Consider the following 17,497-nt stretch of genomic DNA (forward strand, 5'->3'; position numbering starts at 1 on the left):
CCCTACGCACTACACGGGTGAAAACGCAGCTTCACGGGCATGGCCGGAAGCGGATTTTGTAAGAGAGGACAATTGCTGGACCAGCTGACGGCAATCGTCGCGGTCGGTCAGCCATTGTTTCTTATCGAGTGCCGAGAGGGCGTCGAAGGCGTCCGTATACGTTTGTGGAGTCATAGTGTTGAAAAGAGCGGCCAGATCATCTGCACCGGCATTTTGCAGAACAAAACCGATATTGCGCTTTTCGATGAAACGAGCCGTTTCCGTGCCTGCAAGTGCAATCGGCAGGGTGCCGTAAAGGCATCCCTCATAGAGCCGATTGGGCAGCAGCCAGCTTGAATTCTGGCCTTCCTCGAAGAAGTCGATCGCCCAGGTGAACTGCACTTCATTATAGATGGTGGCCAGATCTTCAGGGTTTTTGTAGGCCCCGTGGAAATGCACATGCGGCGCGGCAGCCACGAAACCATCGAAATCTGCAAATTCCGAATAGGCCGGCCGGCCGCGCAGGATGATTTCGACCTTGCCATCCATGCGCTTTGCAAAATCGGCGAGGATTTCCAGCGATTTGCGGCAGCGAAGCGCCCCAAACCAGCCGATTTTCCACGGTTCGCCGGGGGCAGGTGGGCGCGGTTGTGGGGTGGCTGCTACAGCGGCATCAAGCGCCAGCACCCTGTTTTCCTGCAACAGCACGGGAAGGTTCAGGCCGGAAACGGGTTTGAAATAATGCTCGACGAAAGCTGGAGAACTCGTCACCAGCAGCTTGGCATCCCGGGCGAAATAGCGCTGGGCCGCATTGAGAAGCTGCCCCGGCTTGCCCTCATTGAGAAGCAGGCGGTGAATGTCGAGACATTCGTAAACCAGTGCCGGCTGGCGGTCGTAAAGCGACATGGCCCGTTTTGCGAGAGCCAGCATTTCCAGGTTTCTGGCAAGAATGACGTCGGGCATGGGGATGCCGCGTAATGTTTTGCCGAGCGAGAGGCTGGCTTTGGCGACGGCTGCCATGCGCTGAAGAAACCGCCCATCGGCGGTTTCTCCGAGAATGACCGGCACCACGCCCTCGATCTCTGCAAGCCGGTTCTGTCCGCGCCGGAAGCCCGCCAGCGTGACCCGCGCGCCGCCCGCAAGCAAGGTCAACACCCGCCGGCGAATGGCGGGGTCCGACAGATCATGCGCGAGATAAAGAACATGGATCATGCATGGGTTCCGGTTGGTTTCATACGTCAAGGACGCCGAGGCTCAGGTTTAAAAAAGCAATCAGTTAAGGGCGCAGGCGATGGATTCGGGAAACTGGCATTTGTCGCCGAGCGCCGTGAAGGCGAAGCGGTCAACAATCATCTGTGTTGCGCCGGAATAGGAAAAGGCACCCATCCAGTCCTTCAACGTGTCGGTTCCCCACAGGCTGAAGAAAATCTTCTGGGCATTCTGCGGAATCTTGGTCTCATCCGTGACTTCGTGAACGAGCTTGCCGTTGACGTAGTAACGCAGGCGCTGAGGCTCCCACACGAAGGCGTAATCGTTGAAGCCAGCATCAGCTCCGCCTTCTACCGGCACCAGTTTCTCATTGCCGCCCTTGGCGGAAATATACTGGTTCAGCTGTACCTTGCCCGTATTCTTGCCCAAAACCTCGAAGTCGATTTCATCATGGGGCTTTTTGTCGGTCGGGCCGATATAGGTGAAGAAGGCGGAGTTCAATCCGGAGCCGGTAGCGGCTTTCATCCGTGCTTCATAGGTGCCGTAGCGATAACGCCCCTTGGTCTGGATTTCACCGCAGGCGAAGTTGCGGTCGCCGGACTTTGCTTCCTCAAAACCAAGCGTCAGCTGGCCGTTTTCCACCGTGGCCAGTTTCTTCGACCAGGTGCAGTTCTGATGCGCACCGTTGTTCCAGCCGTCGGAGACGTACCAGAACGACCGGTCCATCTGATCGAAATTCTCGATGAAGGATGCACCGTTGCCTTCTTGTGCCTGGCTCGGTGTCGTGAAGGGTGTCGCCAGCAGGGCGGCGGCGAGAAGAATGCGTGTCTGAACGCGGGTGACAAATGTTGTCATTGGTTCACCTCTGTCGTTGCGAATAAAGTGTTTCGGATGTGGGCGGGCCGATCATGGAGGCCCGTTTTGCAGCGAATTCGGACGTTGTCTTGCGTTTGCCGTTCCGGCTTCCGGTCAGCACGGCATAGACGGCCGGCAGGTATTTGCGGGTTTGTGCATTGCTCACCACCAGAATGACAAAGGCGGACAGCGTGGCGATGACATAGAAGGCGGGGTAGAAATCGGGTCCGCCCTTGTTCCAGACCATCCACATGATGACGAGCAACGGATAGTGAGCGCAGAATATCCAGAAGCTGAGGCTTCCGGTTTCGGAAAGCCGCTTGCCGAGCCTGCTGCGGATCAAAAGCGCCGACGACGCCCAGAAACCGAGCGCGCCGAAAACAGCGAGCAAATTGCGAGACATGTTCAGCCAGAAGGTAAACTCCGGGCCGGTGAAATAGAGGCCTGTTGCCAGCATGGCCGCAGCGACAAAGGTCAGCGCCATGATCGGGAAGGCGTAGGGATCGAGTGCCTTGACATCGACGCGGTGCAGCGCAAGTGCGATGCCCAGTGAGAAGCTGAACAGGATCGATTTCTTCTGGACTATGAAGATCGTCAGATCAGGCATGGCGGTTATGAAGAGCAGGATAGCGAGCGTTGGCAGCGCAAAGCGGCGCATGAGAAATGCGAGCACCGGCGACAGCAGGATGCAGACGAACAGGTCGCGCAGGAAATAAAGCGGCACGTTTACCGGCAGTTCTTCGAGCGCCGTGCCATGGCTGATGATTTCACGCGGGCTGGCGTTCCAGAGGTCCGGGAAATAACCCACACCAACGTCAAACAGCTGGATAAGCAAAATTGCGGCAAACAACGCGCCATTCCACAGCAGGAAGGGCAGCAGCACCGTTTTCGACTTCGAACGGATCGTCGCCGGATAATCGAACCCGCTCATGCCGCGACGAAACAGCAGATAGCCGGATATCGCGCTGAGACAGGGCACACCGATGCGAAACAGGGCGTCGCCCAGAAAAACACGCAGCCAGTCGAAGAAGCCGTAAAGGCCAAGAAAAGGGCTGGTTTCGGCATCGTGCGGCACATGGACGAACACGATTCCAGAGATCAGCAATATACGCATCAAATTGATACGGGAGGATAGGTTCTGATCGACAGTCACATCAGTCACCCCTATTGGGCGGCGTCCACCCACGCCGCGTTGCAACCAGAGCGAACTTAAGCCCGCACTCGTAAGTCTGGTTTCGACTTTAGGGTAAAATGTGGCGACGCGGGAAAAACACAAGCTTAGATATTGCGGGTGATTGTCTGGCGTTCCGGCATTCCGTGCGACTTTAAAAAATTAAGCAACTGAAAATATTTAATTTTTTCTAGATTTAAGTCGTCACTAAAAATCGCCAAAGGAAGCGATATTATCATTGTACGCGATATTGCACCGCAAAAAAATGGCTTTGCCATGCCGTCACGAAACACATATCCGTGACGGGTGAGACCTGTTAACGGCCGAAATGAGGCGCTTTCGGTTACGAGACACTAACCTTGGGTTGCGTTTTCACGCATTCGTCGCGATTTGACCATCCCGAGGATTTTTCCAAGCAGGGCGCGTTCGGTCAGCAAAATCAGCGCCGCATAGATGACGCCGCCGACTGCGGCGCCAACGAGCACCTGAAGCGTTGCGCTGGGGATGCGTTCGGCAATGATGTGAAGCAGGTAACGCACCGAAACGGCCATGACCAGCGCTGCAATCATCGGTCTGCTGCTGACATAGAGGCCGCTGAGAAAGGGTGTATCGCTTGCCTTGAACACCGCCCATGAGTAGGCAACCAGCGTCACCGCATTGACGATGCAGAGCCAAATCATCGCGTCGATCAGGCTGCCGTAGACGGCTGCAGCCCAGACGGCAACTGTGGTGACGATGGCGCGGATCGTGGCCGACCAGAACAGAACACGCCCATAGCCGGCACCCTTGAGATAGGGGATAAAGGTGCTGCATGGGGTCAGAATGGCTTTCGAGAGGGCAAGGAGACCGAGAACCGGCCAGGCATAAGCCCAGTTCTGCCCGAAAATCACCAGCATGGCCGGTTCGGCCACCGCCCAGAGGCCGAACATCATCGGCGCAAGCAGGACGGTCAGAACCTGCGTGCTGAACATCAGGGCATCACGCCGGCGCTGCGGATCGTCCATCATACGGCTGAAGGCGGGAAACAGCACGCCCATGACGGCCGACAGCACGACCTGATTGGGAATGCTGGCAAAACGGTTGGAGGCGGAATAGGCGCCCGCATCGGCAAGGCCGAGATGCCGGGCGATCACCACCATCGGCGACTGGAAGGTGACGAAATTGGCGATTTCCGATCCCATCAGGCCGGAGCTGAAACCGAGAAGCGGCACCAGACGGCGCGGTTTCATGACGAAACGCGGGCAATAGCGGGAAACGGCATATAGCCCGACAAGCCTGATGAGTGCGGCGGCGAAAAGCTGGATGATGAGCGCCCAGACGCCGAAGCCGAGAAGCGCCATAGCCACGGCGACAACCGCCGCGATGCTTTCAGACGCCATGCTCCACAGCGCATCCTGGCTGAAGTTCATGCGCCGGGCAAGCAGTGAATAGGCGACATCACCCGCAAGTTGCAACGGAATGAGATAGGCCATGATACGCAGCAGATAGGCACTTTCCACCGCACCCAGAAGCCCACCGAAGAACTCCGCGAAAATGTAGAGCGCAGCGGCCATGGTGCAGGAAATCGCCAGATTTGCCCAGAAAACGGTATGGATTGTATCCATATCCTCTTCTTTCTCGACGATCAGCGCCGAGGTCAGCCCCGCTCCGGCTATCATGGTCAGGAATTGTACAACCGTTAAGCCGACTGCAACCACACCAAATTCTTCCGGTGTCAGCAGTCGTGCAAGAATGGGAACGGTGACAAATTTAAGCCCGAATGTCCCTGTCTTAGACAAGACGCTCCAGCCGACATTCGTGGTGATGGTCTTTACATTTGGAGCTGGGGGCATACAAGCATCCTGTTTCTGGAGGCCGGCGGGGAGGAACGCCGGTGGGGAGTTGCCGATACCATCGGGGCCGCTTTTAGGATCGGGCCCGACACTTCTTGATCAACGCAAGGGGCGAAACAATGGCAAGATTTACTGTCGTCATTCCCTATTACCAAAAGCAGCACGGAATTCTTGGACGTGCGCTCGCATCGGTTTTTGCGCAGACTTACCAGGATTTCGATCTTGTCATCGTCGATGACGAATCGCCATATCCGATAGACAATGAGCTTGCAGAACTTTCGCAAGCGCAGAAAGAGCGGATTCTCGTCATTAAGCAGGCCAATGGCGGGCCGGGTGGTGCGCGCAATACCGGTCTCGACCACGTTCCTGCTGGCAGCGATTACGTCGCATTTCTTGACTCGGACGACATCTGGACGCCCGATCATCTCCAGAATGCGGCCTTCGCGCTGAAGACATTTGGCGGTGAGTGCTATTGGGCATCCATGCAGGCAAGTGACGAATTTTATTATCATTTCGCCATTTCCGAGCTGGAGAAGAACGAGGGCGCCGCAAGGCTTTCCGAGCGGCCTCTGGTGATCGAGCTGCCGGATCTGGCGAGCGTGATGCTGCGCAACTGGAGCTTCTTGCATCTCTCCTGCATGGTGATCGGCCGCCCGCTTTTTGAAAAGATACGCTTCGATCCGGCGCTCCGGCTTGCGGCGGAAGATGTGCTGTTTTTCTGCGATTCCATCCTCGCATCCAAGCGCACGCTTCTGTGTGACGATGCCGGTGCCATGCGCGGAATGGGCGTCAATATCTTCCACAGCATCGACAATACCTCGCCGGAATTCCTGCGCCAGCAGTTCAATACCTGGGTTGCGCTCGATACGCTGGAGGGGCGATTTTCGCGGCGGCCGGACGATGTGGCCTCGATCGCTTCCTATAAAAATACGGCGCGCAAACAGGCGCTCTGGAGCCAGGCGGGCAATCTGAAACGGCGCAAGGTGCCCGAATTCGGACTGCTGCTGAAGTGGGCGATGCGCGATCCGGCACTCCTGCGAGCGGCTTTTGAGCTCGGCGCAGGCAAAATAGTGCGGACAAGATAATCGAATTCTTGCCTGCAAGAATTTATATGTTTTTCACCCAGGAGTGACTTCATGAAACCTTACCACTGGGAATCGCATCACGGAAATTTTGGCGACGATCTCAATCTGTGGCTGTGGGACTTTCTGCTGCCCGGGCTGCGGGACGTGCATGACGATGTGATGCTCGTCGGTGTCGGCACGGTTCTCAATGATACATTGTTGCCCGCAAAGCAGCGCAAGCTTGTGATCGGCAGCGGTTATGGCTACGGCGCGGTGCCGGATACAAGCACCGGATTTTGGGACATTCGCTGCGTCCGCGGCGAAAAAACCGCAGCCAAATTGGGACTTTCTCCCGAAAAGGGCATTGTCGATCCCGCCGTGATGGTGACCGAGATGCAAGAGTTCAAAGGCCTGCCGAAACTCTACAAGAAAACCTTCGTTCCCCATTGGGAATCGGCGGAATTCGGCATGTGGGAAACGGTTTGCGAACCGGCGGGACTGACCTATCTCGACCCGCGCGGCGAGGCGATGTCGGTCATCCGCGCCATCGCCCAATCTGAATTTATCGTGGCCGAATCCATGCATGGCGCCATTCTTGCCGATGCGTTCCGCGTGCCATGGGTGGCGGTGAGCACATCTCCCTCGATCAACAGTTTCAAGTGGAGCGATTGGGCAGGCACGGTCGGTGTGGAGTATCAGCCGCGTTACGTGCCAGTCTCCACCCGCGCCGAGGCGGCGAAAAAGGGGTCGCGTTTCTGGGGTATGAGCTTCCCGCCGCCGCCAGCCCCCGTCATTGCCGAGGCTGGATCCGGTCCGGCGCATGAGGGCGATGTGCTGGTGCGGCCGCAGGCAAGCCAATCCCTGTCGCTGCGCAAACTGGCCAAGCAAGTGCTGGCAGCACCTTCCACGCTGGCGCTCTGGCAGGCAAGCCGTGCCGAACCGCGTCTCAGCCCGGATGGCAGGCTGGAGGAACGCAAGGAGCGTTTTTCCGCTGTTCTGGAAACGGTCAAACGCGATTATCTCTGAAGGCGGGTTGCCTCAGCAATTCCGCACACAGTCACCCCGGACTAGATCCGGGGTCCAGCGCGCTCAAGTCCTTGATCGCAAAAGACTCTCTTCATGGCGCAGACGCGCCATGACTGGATGCCGGATCTAGTCCGGCATGACGAATGAGAGAATATCGAACTTGCCATCACCCTCGTGGCTGGAGGTTTTCCCTCAGGAAACCGGCGTGCCGTCCAGCAGATAACGAATATCCCGAACCGGCGCCGGTTTGCGAAAACGGGCGGTCTTGTCGGTCCAGATGCCGCGCGTGATGGCCGGCAGGGCAGGCAGACGCGCAAGAGCGTGGCTCAAAGCGCCGCCCATCCCTTTCTGCTTTTTCGCATCGAGAAAATGGCGAAGCTCGAATTTCGCGCGGATGTGTTTTTCGTGCTCGAGCAGGATCGCCGTCTCGCTGGCCGACAGCTTGCAGCTGGTGAGAATGTCCTTGTCCGCTTCGTATAAACGGCGAAGATCTTCCGTGCTGTGACGGCCGCTCAACGAATTGCCGCGGACAATCGCCCCGTAACCGCAATGACGGATGACCTTGTAACGGGCACCGGCGGCAAGCGCGCGGGTATAAAGTTCGTAGTCTTCGCCGAGACGCAGGCGCTCGTCGTAACGCAACGCATGTTTGTCCAGAAAGGCGCGGCGGATCACCGGTTTCAGAAAGCCGGTTTCCCCGCGTTCCACGCCGGGTCTGGAAATATTGCCTTCCACGAACTCCGTCAGCGACAGAAACCGGGCCTGTGGTTCGAAGCGGGCCGGCTGCATGGACGACGCACCCGGAACCGATTGCTGGATGAAGGCGATATTGTCGGCCACCAGATCCCAGTCGTCATTTTCCAGCATGGCGGCAAAACGGCCTTTGAAAAAAAAGTCGTCCGCATCGAGAATGCTGATGAGCGGTGCGGATGAAATCGAGATCGCATGGTTGCGGGCGGCCGAAGGGCCACGGTTAACGTCGAATCGCACGACCCGCAAACGGCCGGTACCGTCATCCGCCGCATGTGCGACATCGCTGGTCGTATCGGTGGAGCCATCGTCGATCACCATGACTTCGGCGACCTCCGGCTCCACAAGGGCGGAGCGTATGGCGATATCTATCGTATCAGATGCATTTTTCGCAGCGATGATGACGCAAATGGGCTGTGAACCGCTCACCATGTGTTGTCCTTCTGCTGTGACGAACCGTCAGGATTTGGTCAGCAGAAAGTGTCAGGGGTGTGGATGCAAGTGATTTTTTTGCGGCGCAATAAAAGAATGTGCGTGAGAGGTCACATATCGGTCAGTTTCGCGCCATGTGGCGGGGCGCTGCTTACCGTGTCCGGCGTCATGATCTCGGCGCTGCGATCAAGCGCGAAGGTTTCGCGCATCCGGCGTTTTTCCCGGGCGACCAGAACCAGAAGTGCAATAAAATAACCGGTTTGCAGAATGACGGCGCAGATGAGGGTCTGGATGAACGCCGTATAGAACGACCCGTGGATGAAATATGTAGCGACCGCAAAGGCAAGCAATGCACCAATCATGCTGAAAAATACACGAGGTGCATACATGGTGCTCTCCTCCCGAGAACGATTTCTCCGTTTTTGGCTGCGCTGCGGCATTTTTTTTCTTTGCAAGAATATACGATGAGACCGGTGTTGTTTCAACACACATATACTTCTTCTATCTCCCACGGCATGAAATTTCGGTAATCTTGATTGGTAAATTCCTTGGTAATCGGCGATTTGCCCGAATCGGTGTCCTCCGCCAGCGCAGATTCTTGCGTCTGACAGGCTGCAGAACCCGTCCCTGCAAGGCGTTAGCGGCCTTCTCTCCTGCGTAGCAGACTTCGTTAACCATCCAGCCTTTAAAAAGTCGGTATTGATTCCTCGAAGAGCAAGGTGCCCGCGTGACGACGAATTCGGAAGTAATCGCCTTTCCGGCAAAGAACCGTATTGCCAACGTAAAACGGTGCGCAACCATGCTCGACCGGCTGCATGGTGTGGAGGCGAATGATTTCTGGCGCAGGGAGTGCCGTAAACTGGCCGCCTATCTGACGGGCCTCGGCTATGAGGACGCCGCCATGCGGCGCGAGGTCATGGAGTTTCAAAATGCGGTGCAGGCGGAGTTGTGGGCGGGGGATGCCACGCCCGAGGCGCGCCGCGACAGCCATTGAGGCTTTAAGCGTTTCCCAAAAAAAAGCCGGCAGGTGTCGCACCGCCGGCTTTTCTGTTCATATCTGTTTTTGATCAGGATGCGCCGGCACCGCGCGTGCGGGCAATGCCGTCGAGCGCGGGCTTATATTTCGGATCAAGCCGTGCCGCATGCGAATAGGACTTTGCGGCTTTCGCCATCTCGCCGCGGCGCTCATAGACCAGTGCCTGGTTGGCCCATGATTCTGCGACGTTGCCATCAAGCGAAATGGCGTGGTTGAAATCGGCGAAAGCGTTTTCGTCGTCGTTCAGCGCGACATAGGAAAGGCCACGGCCGTTATAGGGTTCCGGCGAGGTTGAGGACAGCGAGATGGCCTTGGAGAAGTCCTCGATCGCTTGGGCATGCTGGTTGCGCAGCTGGTAGATCAGGCCACGATTGTGCCACGCGCGGCCATCGGTGGTTTCGAGTTCGATGGCGCGGGAGAAGTCGTTGAAAGCTTCGTTGACGCGGCCGGACTGGCGGTAAAGATTGCCACGGCCGATCAGGGCTACGTCATAGCTCGCATTGATCTGCAAAGCGGCGTTGTAATCCTGCAAGGCCTGCTGCTGCTGGCCGGAATTGCGATACACGAGCGCGCGGTTGGCATAGGCCTGATAAAAGCGCGGGTTCAGTTGCAGCGCCTTGTTGAAATCCTCGATGGCGCGGCGCGAATCGCCGGCGCGGCCGTAAGCGGAGCCACGAACGTTATAGCCTTCCGGATCCTGCGGATTGGCGTTGATGACCGAGGTGAGCGAGGCAATGTTTTCCTGCGAGCCCTGGGCACGGTCGATCCTGAAGACATCGTCAGTCTGGTTGGACGTAGCGCAGCCGGAAAGACCGGCAAGGACGGTACAGACGACAAGGGAAACACGGAATCTCTTGTTGTTTTTCAGGAGCACCCGGCGCGTGGAGGCATCGGAGTTTTTCACAACACAGGCATCAACAGCGGTCATTCGGTGGGGGTTCCCTCGCAGGCCGGTCTCAAGATAATTCTCCGGCCACAAACACAAAGAGCGGCGGCGAATTGATCGCCCCCGCCCAACAAGCATTCAAAAACGTCCAAAAGACGGCCTATTAACGGCCTGCGCGCGGAGCTGCAACCAGACCTTCGCGCTGTGCGCGCTTGCGTGCCAGCTTGCGAACGCGACGAACAGCTTCAGCCTTTTCGCGGGCGCGCTTCTGGGAAGGCTTTTCGTAATAATCGCGCATTTTCATTTCACGGAAAATGCCTTCGCGCTGCATCTTTTTCTTGAGAGCGCGAAGCGCCTGATCAACGTTATTGTCGCGGACTAGTACCTGCACGTGAAACCCGTTCCTTTTGTTTGGTTGTCTTGCTGTGAGAATAAAGGCATTCGCACGCAAATAAAATCGTTCGTTCGGCCGTCGAGCCTAGCGATTGGTGACGTGCAATATCAGAACATTTGCAGCAAGTCCATACGGTACCGCATATTCAACAGCCAAAATCCAGCTATCCCGGCATTCTGCCTGCAATGTCGAAACAAAAGCATTGCGGCGTCGCAAAATGGATATTGCCTCCGATGCCGATTTGCCATGTGTATAATATGTGCCGGAGCTATGCTTTCGGCTTCTGGCCGGTTCTTGAGGAGCAGACTGCGAATGCGCAAATATTCCGTTTTTGCCGTGGCGCGCGAGGCGTTGCGGGGTCATAAGGGGTGGGATGCGCAATGGGCGTCGCCCGAGCCGCGCAAGGAATATGACGTCATCATCATCGGCGGCGGCGGCCACGGTCTTGGGGCCGCCTATTATCTTGCCAAGGAACACGGCATCACCAATATAGCGGTGCTGGAAAAGGGCTGGCTAGGCGGAGGCAATACCGGCCGCAACACCACCATCATCCGCTCCAATTATCTCTATGAAGAGAGCATGGATATCTACGAGCATTCCCTGAAATTATGGGAAGGCCTGAGCCAGGATCTCAATTACAACGTGATGTATTCGGCGCGCGGCGTTATGATGCTGTCGCACAATATTCACGACCAGCAGTCCTTCAAGCGCCATATCAATGCCAACCGTCTCTATGGCATCGACAATGAATGGCTGACGCCGGAACAGGCCAAGGCCTATTGCCCGCCACTCGAGATTTCCGGCAATGCGCGTTATCCGATCAACGGTGCTGCCCTCCAGCGGCGCGGCGGCACGGCGCGTCACGATGCGGTGGCCTGGGGATATGCGCGTGCGGCTTCCGATCGCGGCGTGCACATTATCCAGAATTGCGAAGTCACGGCCATCAGGCGCGGACCTGATGGCGCGGTCACGGGCGTCGAGACCAATCGCGGTTTCATTGGCGCTAAGAAAATCGGCGTTTCCGCCGCCGGCCACTCCTCCGTTCTGATGAAAATGGCGGATGTGCGTGTGCCTCTGCATTCCAACCCGTTGCAGGCGCTGGTATCAGAGCCGCTGAAGCCGATCTTCCCCTGTGTCGTCATGTCCAATACGGTGCATGCCTATATCTCCCAATCGGACAAGGGCGAGCTGGTCATCGGTGCTGGCACCGACCAGTATAATTCCTATTCCCAGACTGGCGGCCTGCAGATCATCACGCATACGCTTGACGCCATCTGCGAGCTGTTCCCGATTTTCCGCCGCGTCAAGATGATGCGCCAATGGGGCGGCATTACCGACAACACACCCGATCGCTCCGCCATTCAGAGTGTGACGCCGGTGCCAAATCTCTTTGTCAATTGCGGTTGGGGCACGGGCGGTTTCAAGGCGACACCGGGCTCGGCCAATCTGTTTGCGCATCTCATCGCGCGCGGCGAACCGCACCGTCTGGCGGCGGGGTTGACGCTCGATCGTTTCCGCACCGGACGCCTCATCGACGAGGCCGCTGCCGCCGCCGTGGCGCACTGATGCTGGCGGCGGTTATGCTTTCGGCAAACATGGGTGTTGCGGCGGCGGTCGTGCCGGCGGGCAATCTCATCCCCGAGATGGGGGATTTTCGTAGCCAGAAAATCCAGAGAATGCAGGGTGAACGCGACTGGCCTTTCGTGGCTGAAAAAGGCCTTTTGCTCTGCGCGCCGAGTCTCGCGGACAAGCTGGTCTATTTCGTCGGCGAGAAGGAAAATGGTGCGCAGGACGAGCCCTTCGCGATCGACACCGACATGATGGCGGTTGCCATCATCAATATGGGTCGGGCCTCGGCGCTGAAACCATTCGATAATTTCGAGCAGCTCTTGAAGCGGCTTTCCCCCTTCGTTGCGATGGGAAAGCGGCTGTGTGACCAACCCGCCGGAAGCATGCTTCCGGAAAGTTCTCTTTGAAGGTGGAGCCACGATGCTTCTGATCCATTGCCCTTATTGCCGGGAAGACCGTTCCGAACTCGAATTTCGCTGGGCGGGCGAAGCCCATATCGCCCGGCCGGAAAACATTGCCGATATTTCGGACGAGGCCTTTGCCGAATATTTCTTCATTCGCGACAATGACAAAGGTCTCGTTTTCGAGCGCTGGCGCCACATTCACGGTTGCGGCCGCTTTTTCAACGCCGCCCGCGATTCCGTCAGCGACAAATTCCTGATGACCTACAAGGCAGGCGAGCCGAAACCGGATGCCGACGCGGTTCTTTCCGCCCAAAAGGGAGCTGCGCAATGAGCGGCGATTATCGTATCAAGGGCGCCGGTCGCCTGACACCTGCCAGAACGGCACGCTTCACCTTCGACGGCAAGATCTATCAGGCGCTGGAAGGCGACACGGTTGCATCCGCACTTCTAGCGAATGGCGTGCATCTGATTGGCCGTTCGTTCAAATATCACCGCCCGCGTGGTTTCCTTTCCGCCGGCCCGGAGGAGCCGAATGCGCTGATCGACGTATCGCGTGACAGCCTGCGCAAACAGCCGAATGTGCGCGCCACGGTGCAGGATGTATTCGATGGCGCCATCATCGCCTCGCAGAACCGCTTTCCGTCGCTGTCCTTCGATATCAATGCGATCAACGATTTCCTGTCGCCGATGTTTGCGGCTGGTTTCTACTATAAGACCTTCATGTGGCCGAAGGCCGCGTGGCACAAGATTTATGAACCGATCATTCGCCGGGCAGCCGGTCTCGGCAAGGCGCCGACCGAGCCGGATGCGGATCATTATTCCGGCCGCTATGCCCATTGCGACGTGCTGGTGGCCGGTGGCGGTGTGGCCGGGCTGACAGCGGCGCTCGCCGCTGCAAAAACTGGCGCCAGCGTCATTCTGGTTGATGAGAATGCCGAAGTTGGCGGCGCGCTGCGTTTTGACACCGGTGCGGTCATCGACGGCCTGTCCGGATATGACTGGGCGCAAAAAGTTTTGACTGAACTGAAATCGCTGCCCAATGTGCGTGTTCTGACCCGCACGACAGCGTTCGGTTATTACAACCACAATTTCGTGGCGCTGGCCGAGCGTGTGACCGATCACCTCGCCACGCCGGCCAAACACCAGCCACGTGAAAGACTGTGGCAGGTCCGCGCCAAGAAGGTCGTTCTGGCGGCAGGCGCGATCGAGCGGCACATGGTCTTTGCCAATAATGATCGTCCCGGCATCATGCTGGCTTCTGCTGCGCGCATCTATCTCAACCATTACGGCGTGACCGTCGGCAATAATGTCGGTGTCTACACAGCCCATGATTCTGCCTATGAGACGGCATTCGATCTCAAGAAAGCGGGTGTGAAGATCGCCGCTATCGTGGATTGCCGCGAGAACCCCGATCGGCGGCTGCTGGACGAGGCGCGGGCGCTGGGCATCGAGGTACTGGCGGGTCACAGTGTTTACGATACGTCAGGGCGGCTGCGCGTTTCTTCCATGAGCGTTGGCCGCAATGGCGGCTCTAACAAGCGCAAGATTGCCATCGACGCGCTCGTCGTTTCGGCGGGCTGGACGCCTTCGGTGCATCTCTTCTCGCAATCGCGCGGCAAGCTGAAGTTTGACGCGGCAAACCAGCGGTTCCTGCCTGACATCCATGTGCAGAATTGTGTGTCAGTCGGCGCCTGCAACGGCACGGACGATCTCGCCGCATTGATCGCCGAGGCTGCTGCCGCAGGTGGCGGTGCAGCGGAATTCTCCGGCGAGAATGCGCGCGCCTGGACCGGCGGCATGATCGGCGCTGCGGAAGGGGCAGGCGAAGGCACCGGCGTCAAGGCCTTCATCGATTTCCAGCACGATGTCTGCGCCAAGGATATTCGCCTGGCCGTGCGTGAAGGCATGCATTCGGTCGAGCATATCAAGCGCTTCACCACCAATGGCATGGCGTCCGATCAGGGCAAGATGTCCAACATGCATGGCCTTGCCATTGCCTCGGAAGCGCTTGGGCGGGATCTGCCGAAGGTCGGCCTCACCACTTTCCGCCAACCCTACACGCCGGTCACCTTCGGCACGCTCATCAACCATTCGCGCGGTGCGCTGTTCGACCCGACCCGCAAGACGCCGATGCATGACGAAGAGGCTGCGGCAGGCGCCCTTTTCGAGGATGTCGGCAACTGGAAGCGCGCATGGTTCTTCCCGCGCGGCGGCGAGGATATGCACGAGGCGCTCAACCGCGAATGCAAGACGGTGCGGACAAGCGTCGGCGTGTTCGATGCCTCCACGCTCGGCAAGATCGAGGTGGTCGGCCCCGATGCGGCTAAGTTCCTGAACCTCATCTACACAAATGCCTGGGACACACTGAAACCCGGCCGTTGCCGCTATGGCATCATGACGCGCGAGGACGGTTTCGTTTACGATGACGGTGTCGTCGGTCGTCTTTCCGAGGACCGTTTCCACGTGACGACGACGACGGGCGGCGCACCGCGCGTTCTCCAGCACATGGAGGATTATCTCCAGACCGAATTCCCCGAGCTGAATGTCTGGCTGACATCGGCGACCGAACAATGGGCGGTGATTGCGGTGCAGGGACCGAAAGCGCGCGAGGTGATCGCGCCTTTCGTCGAGGGTATCGATATTTCGCCCGAAGCCTTCCCGCATATGGCGGTCGCGGAAGGCACCTTCTGCGGTGTGCCCACGCGTCTCTTCCGTGTATCATTCACGGGTGAGCTTGGTTTCGAAATCAACGTTCCGGCCGATTACGGCGCTGCCGTCTGGACCGCGATCCGTGAACGGGCCGAAGCGGTGGGCGGATGCCTTTATGGCACCGAGACCATGCACATCCTGCGTGCCGAAAAGGGTTACATCATCGTCGGACAGGATACCGACGGCACCGTGACGCCTGACGATGCCGGGCTTGCCTGGGCCGTTTCCAAGAAGAAGACGGATTTCGTCGGTATCCGCGGTCTGAAACGCCCGGATCTCATGCGCTCCGGTCGAAAGCAGCTTGTGGGCCTCAAGACGAAGGACCGGCTGACTGTTCCCGAAGAGGGTGGCCAGATCGTTGCTGATCCAAACCAGCCGAAACCCATGACCATGCTCGGCCATGTCACTTCCGCCTACTGGTCGGAAAATCTCGGCCACTCCATCGCCTTTGCGCTGGTGGCGGATGGCAGGGCGCGCATGGGCGAAACGCTCTACATCCCGCTTGCTGATAAAACAATTGCCGTCGAAGTGACCGATATGGTCTTCCTCGACAAGGAAGGAGCCCGTCTCAATGGCTGACACACTTCACGCAAAACGCAAATCCGTACTCGAGGATTTCCACGGTGGTTCGCCCTTCGTCTCGCTGAAGCCCGCCGCCTCGGCGTCGCGGCTGTCGCTGCGCGCAAGGGAAAGCGCACTGCCGGCCCTCTCGGATGCACTCGGCCTGTTATTGCCCAACAGCCCGAAAAGCTCTGTCACATCGGGTTTGCGCTCCGCTCTCTGGCTTGGTCCGGACGAATGGCTGGTGATCGATCAGGGCGAAAGCGACCTGATGGCGGCGCTCGCCACCGTTTCCGGCCTATTTTCGGCGACCGACGTTTCCCACCGCAACACGGCTGTCATCGTTTCCGGCCCCGGCGCGGAGGCAGCTCTGAACGCGGGTTGCCCGCAGGATCTGTCTATCGCACAGTTCCCGATCGGCGCCTGCTCGCGAACGGTTTTCGGCAAGGCGGAAGTGGTGCTGCTGCGCGTGGCTGACGATACGTTCCGGGTAGAGTGCTGGCGCTCTTTCGCCGAATATGTCGGCGGCCTGTTGCAGGAAGCGGCGCAGGATGTGGCGGTCTAGCTTTTCCACCCCTGCCATTCCACCCATCGCCCATGGAAATCGGCGCGGCCGATTTCCTGTTTCTTACCGGTCGGCCAGATTTGCAGGGTGATTGCGGCGCTTCCCGGCGTCGTATCTGCCTCCATCTGCAGGCGGGCAAGCGGAGCCTCAGGGGTGGCACGGCTTCCAGCCTCGGCGATCAGCGTTTCGCCGGCCTCTTTCAGCGCATCGGGCAGATATTGCCAGGCGACAGAATGGTAGACCACATGGGCAGCGCCCGAATGTTGCGCGGCAAGGCGGCGTTGCAGCCAGTCAATTGCGTCAGCCTTTTCAACGTGCAAGCCGTTCTCCACCGCAATACGCAGGGCGGCCGCCGTGCGCTCCAGCCTGTCGGTCTGATCGGCCCAGACATATGACATCAGCCGCAACCGGTCCTCGGCAGACGACGGATCGAGAGGGTTAAGATCGCAGCCGGCGCGCTCGATGACCTCTATCCGCTTGTCGGGCGGGGTGTCTCCGCGCCATTCCGGCGACATGGACACTTCGGATTGCCTGCCCCAGGCAAGATCGCCAAGACGATACTGGTAGCGGTCAAATTGCAGGTTCAGACCGGCGCTGGCGCCGACCTCTGAAAGGACCAGCGGCTTGCCGAAAAGCTCCGCAATGGAAAGAAAACCCGGCAGCAGCACAGCGGAACGGCGGACTTCGTTGGTCTGCGGCGGCGATTTCAGCCTTTCGAGGATGAAGCCCGAATGGAAGCGCAAGGCACTTGCGCAAGCCTGCCAGAGCGCATTCTCGTCTTCGGGTGCTATATCGACAAGAGGAGTGATCTTGTCCTCGATGACAAGCGCATGCAGGGCACCGGCAAGCCGCAGTGGGACGGAATCGCCGGACGGGCCGACATCGCCAGGCCAGGACAAAATCATCTCGCCAACGTCCGTCTGGCGATCCAGCCGCGCCGCCACCGCGCGGCAAAGCCGTGCGGTAAAGGGCGAACCGAGGCTGTCGCAGGCTCTTGCCTGTGCGAGAAACGCGTCTCTTACGGCTTCATCATGCATTGGGCCGTCTCCTTTGCG

General features: G+C 58.4%; 17 protein-coding genes. 8 read left to right on the plus strand and 9 right to left on the minus strand.

Annotated features, from left to right (window positions below; translation table 11 throughout):
* Positions 1-9 precede the first annotated feature (9 nt).
* From AC1DCP_RS18440 to AC1DCP_RS18455, 4 genes are all read right to left on the minus strand, one after another.
* Positions 10-1,191 (minus strand): glycosyltransferase family protein, encoded by a 1,182-nt coding sequence (locus tag AC1DCP_RS18440; RefSeq protein ID WP_476774549.1) that lies wholly within the window; start codon positions 1,189-1,191, stop codon positions 10-12.
* Positions 1,192-1,251: 60 nt separating this feature from the next.
* On the minus strand, positions 1,252-2,043 hold the full coding sequence (gene exoK / locus AC1DCP_RS18445) for an endo-1,3-1,4-beta-glycanase ExoK (RefSeq protein WP_004431747.1): 792 nt from the start codon (positions 2,041-2,043) through the stop codon (positions 1,252-1,254).
* Between the two features lie 4 nt (positions 2,044-2,047).
* A complete protein-coding gene (locus tag AC1DCP_RS18450) occupies positions 2,048-3,196 on the minus strand; it encodes an acyltransferase family protein (protein ID WP_004431750.1) in 1,149 nt (382 codons plus the stop codon).
* 371 nt (positions 3,197-3,567) lie between these two features.
* Positions 3,568-5,046, minus strand: a complete 1,479-nt coding sequence (locus AC1DCP_RS18455) for a lipopolysaccharide biosynthesis protein (protein ID WP_476774550.1) — start codon at positions 5,044-5,046, stop codon at positions 3,568-3,570.
* Between the two features lie 119 nt (positions 5,047-5,165).
* On the opposite strand from AC1DCP_RS18455, the gene AC1DCP_RS18460 reads away from it, so the two are divergent.
* Both AC1DCP_RS18460 and AC1DCP_RS18465 read left to right on the plus strand, forming a co-directional pair.
* Positions 5,166-6,131, plus strand: a complete 966-nt coding sequence (locus AC1DCP_RS18460) for a glycosyltransferase family 2 protein (protein ID WP_004431756.1) — start codon at positions 5,166-5,168, stop codon at positions 6,129-6,131.
* Positions 6,132-6,182: 51 nt separating this feature from the next.
* Complete coding sequence (locus AC1DCP_RS18465; protein ID WP_476774551.1) at positions 6,183-7,136, plus strand: polysaccharide pyruvyl transferase family protein; 954 nt, start codon at positions 6,183-6,185, stop codon at positions 7,134-7,136.
* Between the two features lie 192 nt (positions 7,137-7,328).
* Here the strand turns inward: AC1DCP_RS18465 and AC1DCP_RS18470 are convergent, their stop codons facing one another.
* A complete protein-coding gene (locus tag AC1DCP_RS18470; RefSeq protein ID WP_065663237.1) occupies positions 7,329-8,318 on the minus strand; it encodes a glycosyltransferase family 2 protein in 990 nt (329 codons plus the stop codon).
* A 110-nt stretch (positions 8,319-8,428) separates the two neighbouring features.
* Positions 8,429-8,707: an exopolysaccharide production repressor protein gene (locus AC1DCP_RS18475; RefSeq protein WP_019566541.1), complete on the minus strand. Its 279-nt coding sequence runs from the start codon at positions 8,705-8,707 to the stop codon at positions 8,429-8,431.
* Between the two features lie 338 nt (positions 8,708-9,045).
* Here AC1DCP_RS18475 and AC1DCP_RS18480 point away from each other — a divergent pair, with 338 nt between their 5' ends.
* On the plus strand, positions 9,046-9,312 hold the full coding sequence (locus tag AC1DCP_RS18480) for a DUF6074 family protein (protein WP_476774552.1): 267 nt from the start codon (positions 9,046-9,048) through the stop codon (positions 9,310-9,312).
* A gap of 73 nt (positions 9,313-9,385) precedes the next feature.
* Here the strand turns inward: AC1DCP_RS18480 and AC1DCP_RS18485 are convergent, their stop codons facing one another.
* Positions 9,386-10,282 (minus strand): tetratricopeptide repeat protein, encoded by an 897-nt coding sequence (locus tag AC1DCP_RS18485; protein WP_004431770.1) that lies wholly within the window; start codon positions 10,280-10,282, stop codon positions 9,386-9,388.
* Positions 10,283-10,403: 121 nt separating this feature from the next.
* The gene (gene rpsU, locus AC1DCP_RS18490; protein WP_003498359.1) at positions 10,404-10,631 is read right to left on the minus strand and encodes a 30S ribosomal protein S21; all 228 of its coding nucleotides are present in this window, start codon (positions 10,629-10,631) and stop codon (positions 10,404-10,406) included.
* A 315-nt stretch (positions 10,632-10,946) separates the two neighbouring features.
* Between rpsU and AC1DCP_RS18495 the strand changes: the two genes are divergently transcribed.
* From AC1DCP_RS18495 to AC1DCP_RS18515, 5 genes are read left to right on the plus strand one after another with little or no spacing between them, the layout of a single operon-like run.
* Complete coding sequence (locus tag AC1DCP_RS18495; protein ID WP_004431781.1) at positions 10,947-12,200, plus strand: sarcosine oxidase subunit beta family protein; 1,254 nt, start codon at positions 10,947-10,949, stop codon at positions 12,198-12,200.
* Complete coding sequence (locus AC1DCP_RS18500) at positions 12,200-12,610, plus strand: hypothetical protein (protein ID WP_004431784.1); 411 nt, start codon at positions 12,200-12,202, stop codon at positions 12,608-12,610. Before AC1DCP_RS18495 ends, AC1DCP_RS18500 begins: the two co-directional genes overlap by 1 nt.
* Positions 12,611-12,623: 13 nt before the next feature.
* The gene (locus AC1DCP_RS18505; RefSeq protein WP_004431787.1) at positions 12,624-12,938 is read left to right on the plus strand and encodes a sarcosine oxidase subunit delta; all 315 of its coding nucleotides are present in this window, start codon (positions 12,624-12,626) and stop codon (positions 12,936-12,938) included.
* A complete protein-coding gene (locus tag AC1DCP_RS18510; protein ID WP_476774553.1) occupies positions 12,935-15,895 on the plus strand; it encodes a sarcosine oxidase subunit alpha in 2,961 nt (986 codons plus the stop codon). Before AC1DCP_RS18505 ends, AC1DCP_RS18510 begins: the two co-directional genes overlap by 4 nt.
* Positions 15,888-16,442, plus strand: coding sequence for a sarcosine oxidase subunit gamma (locus AC1DCP_RS18515; protein WP_065663239.1), 555 nt, complete (start codon positions 15,888-15,890; stop codon positions 16,440-16,442). The genes AC1DCP_RS18510 and AC1DCP_RS18515 overlap by 8 nt, the downstream gene beginning before the upstream one ends.
* Here the strand turns inward: AC1DCP_RS18515 and AC1DCP_RS18520 are convergent.
* Entirely contained in the window at positions 16,439-17,479 is a 1,041-nt protein-coding gene (locus tag AC1DCP_RS18520; RefSeq protein ID WP_476774554.1) for a DUF2332 domain-containing protein, read from the minus strand. The two genes, AC1DCP_RS18515 and AC1DCP_RS18520, sit on opposite strands and share 4 nt — an antisense overlap.
* Positions 17,480-17,497: the final 18 nt, after the last annotated feature.

Source organism: Agrobacterium sp. 10T429 (assembly GCF_056393925.1).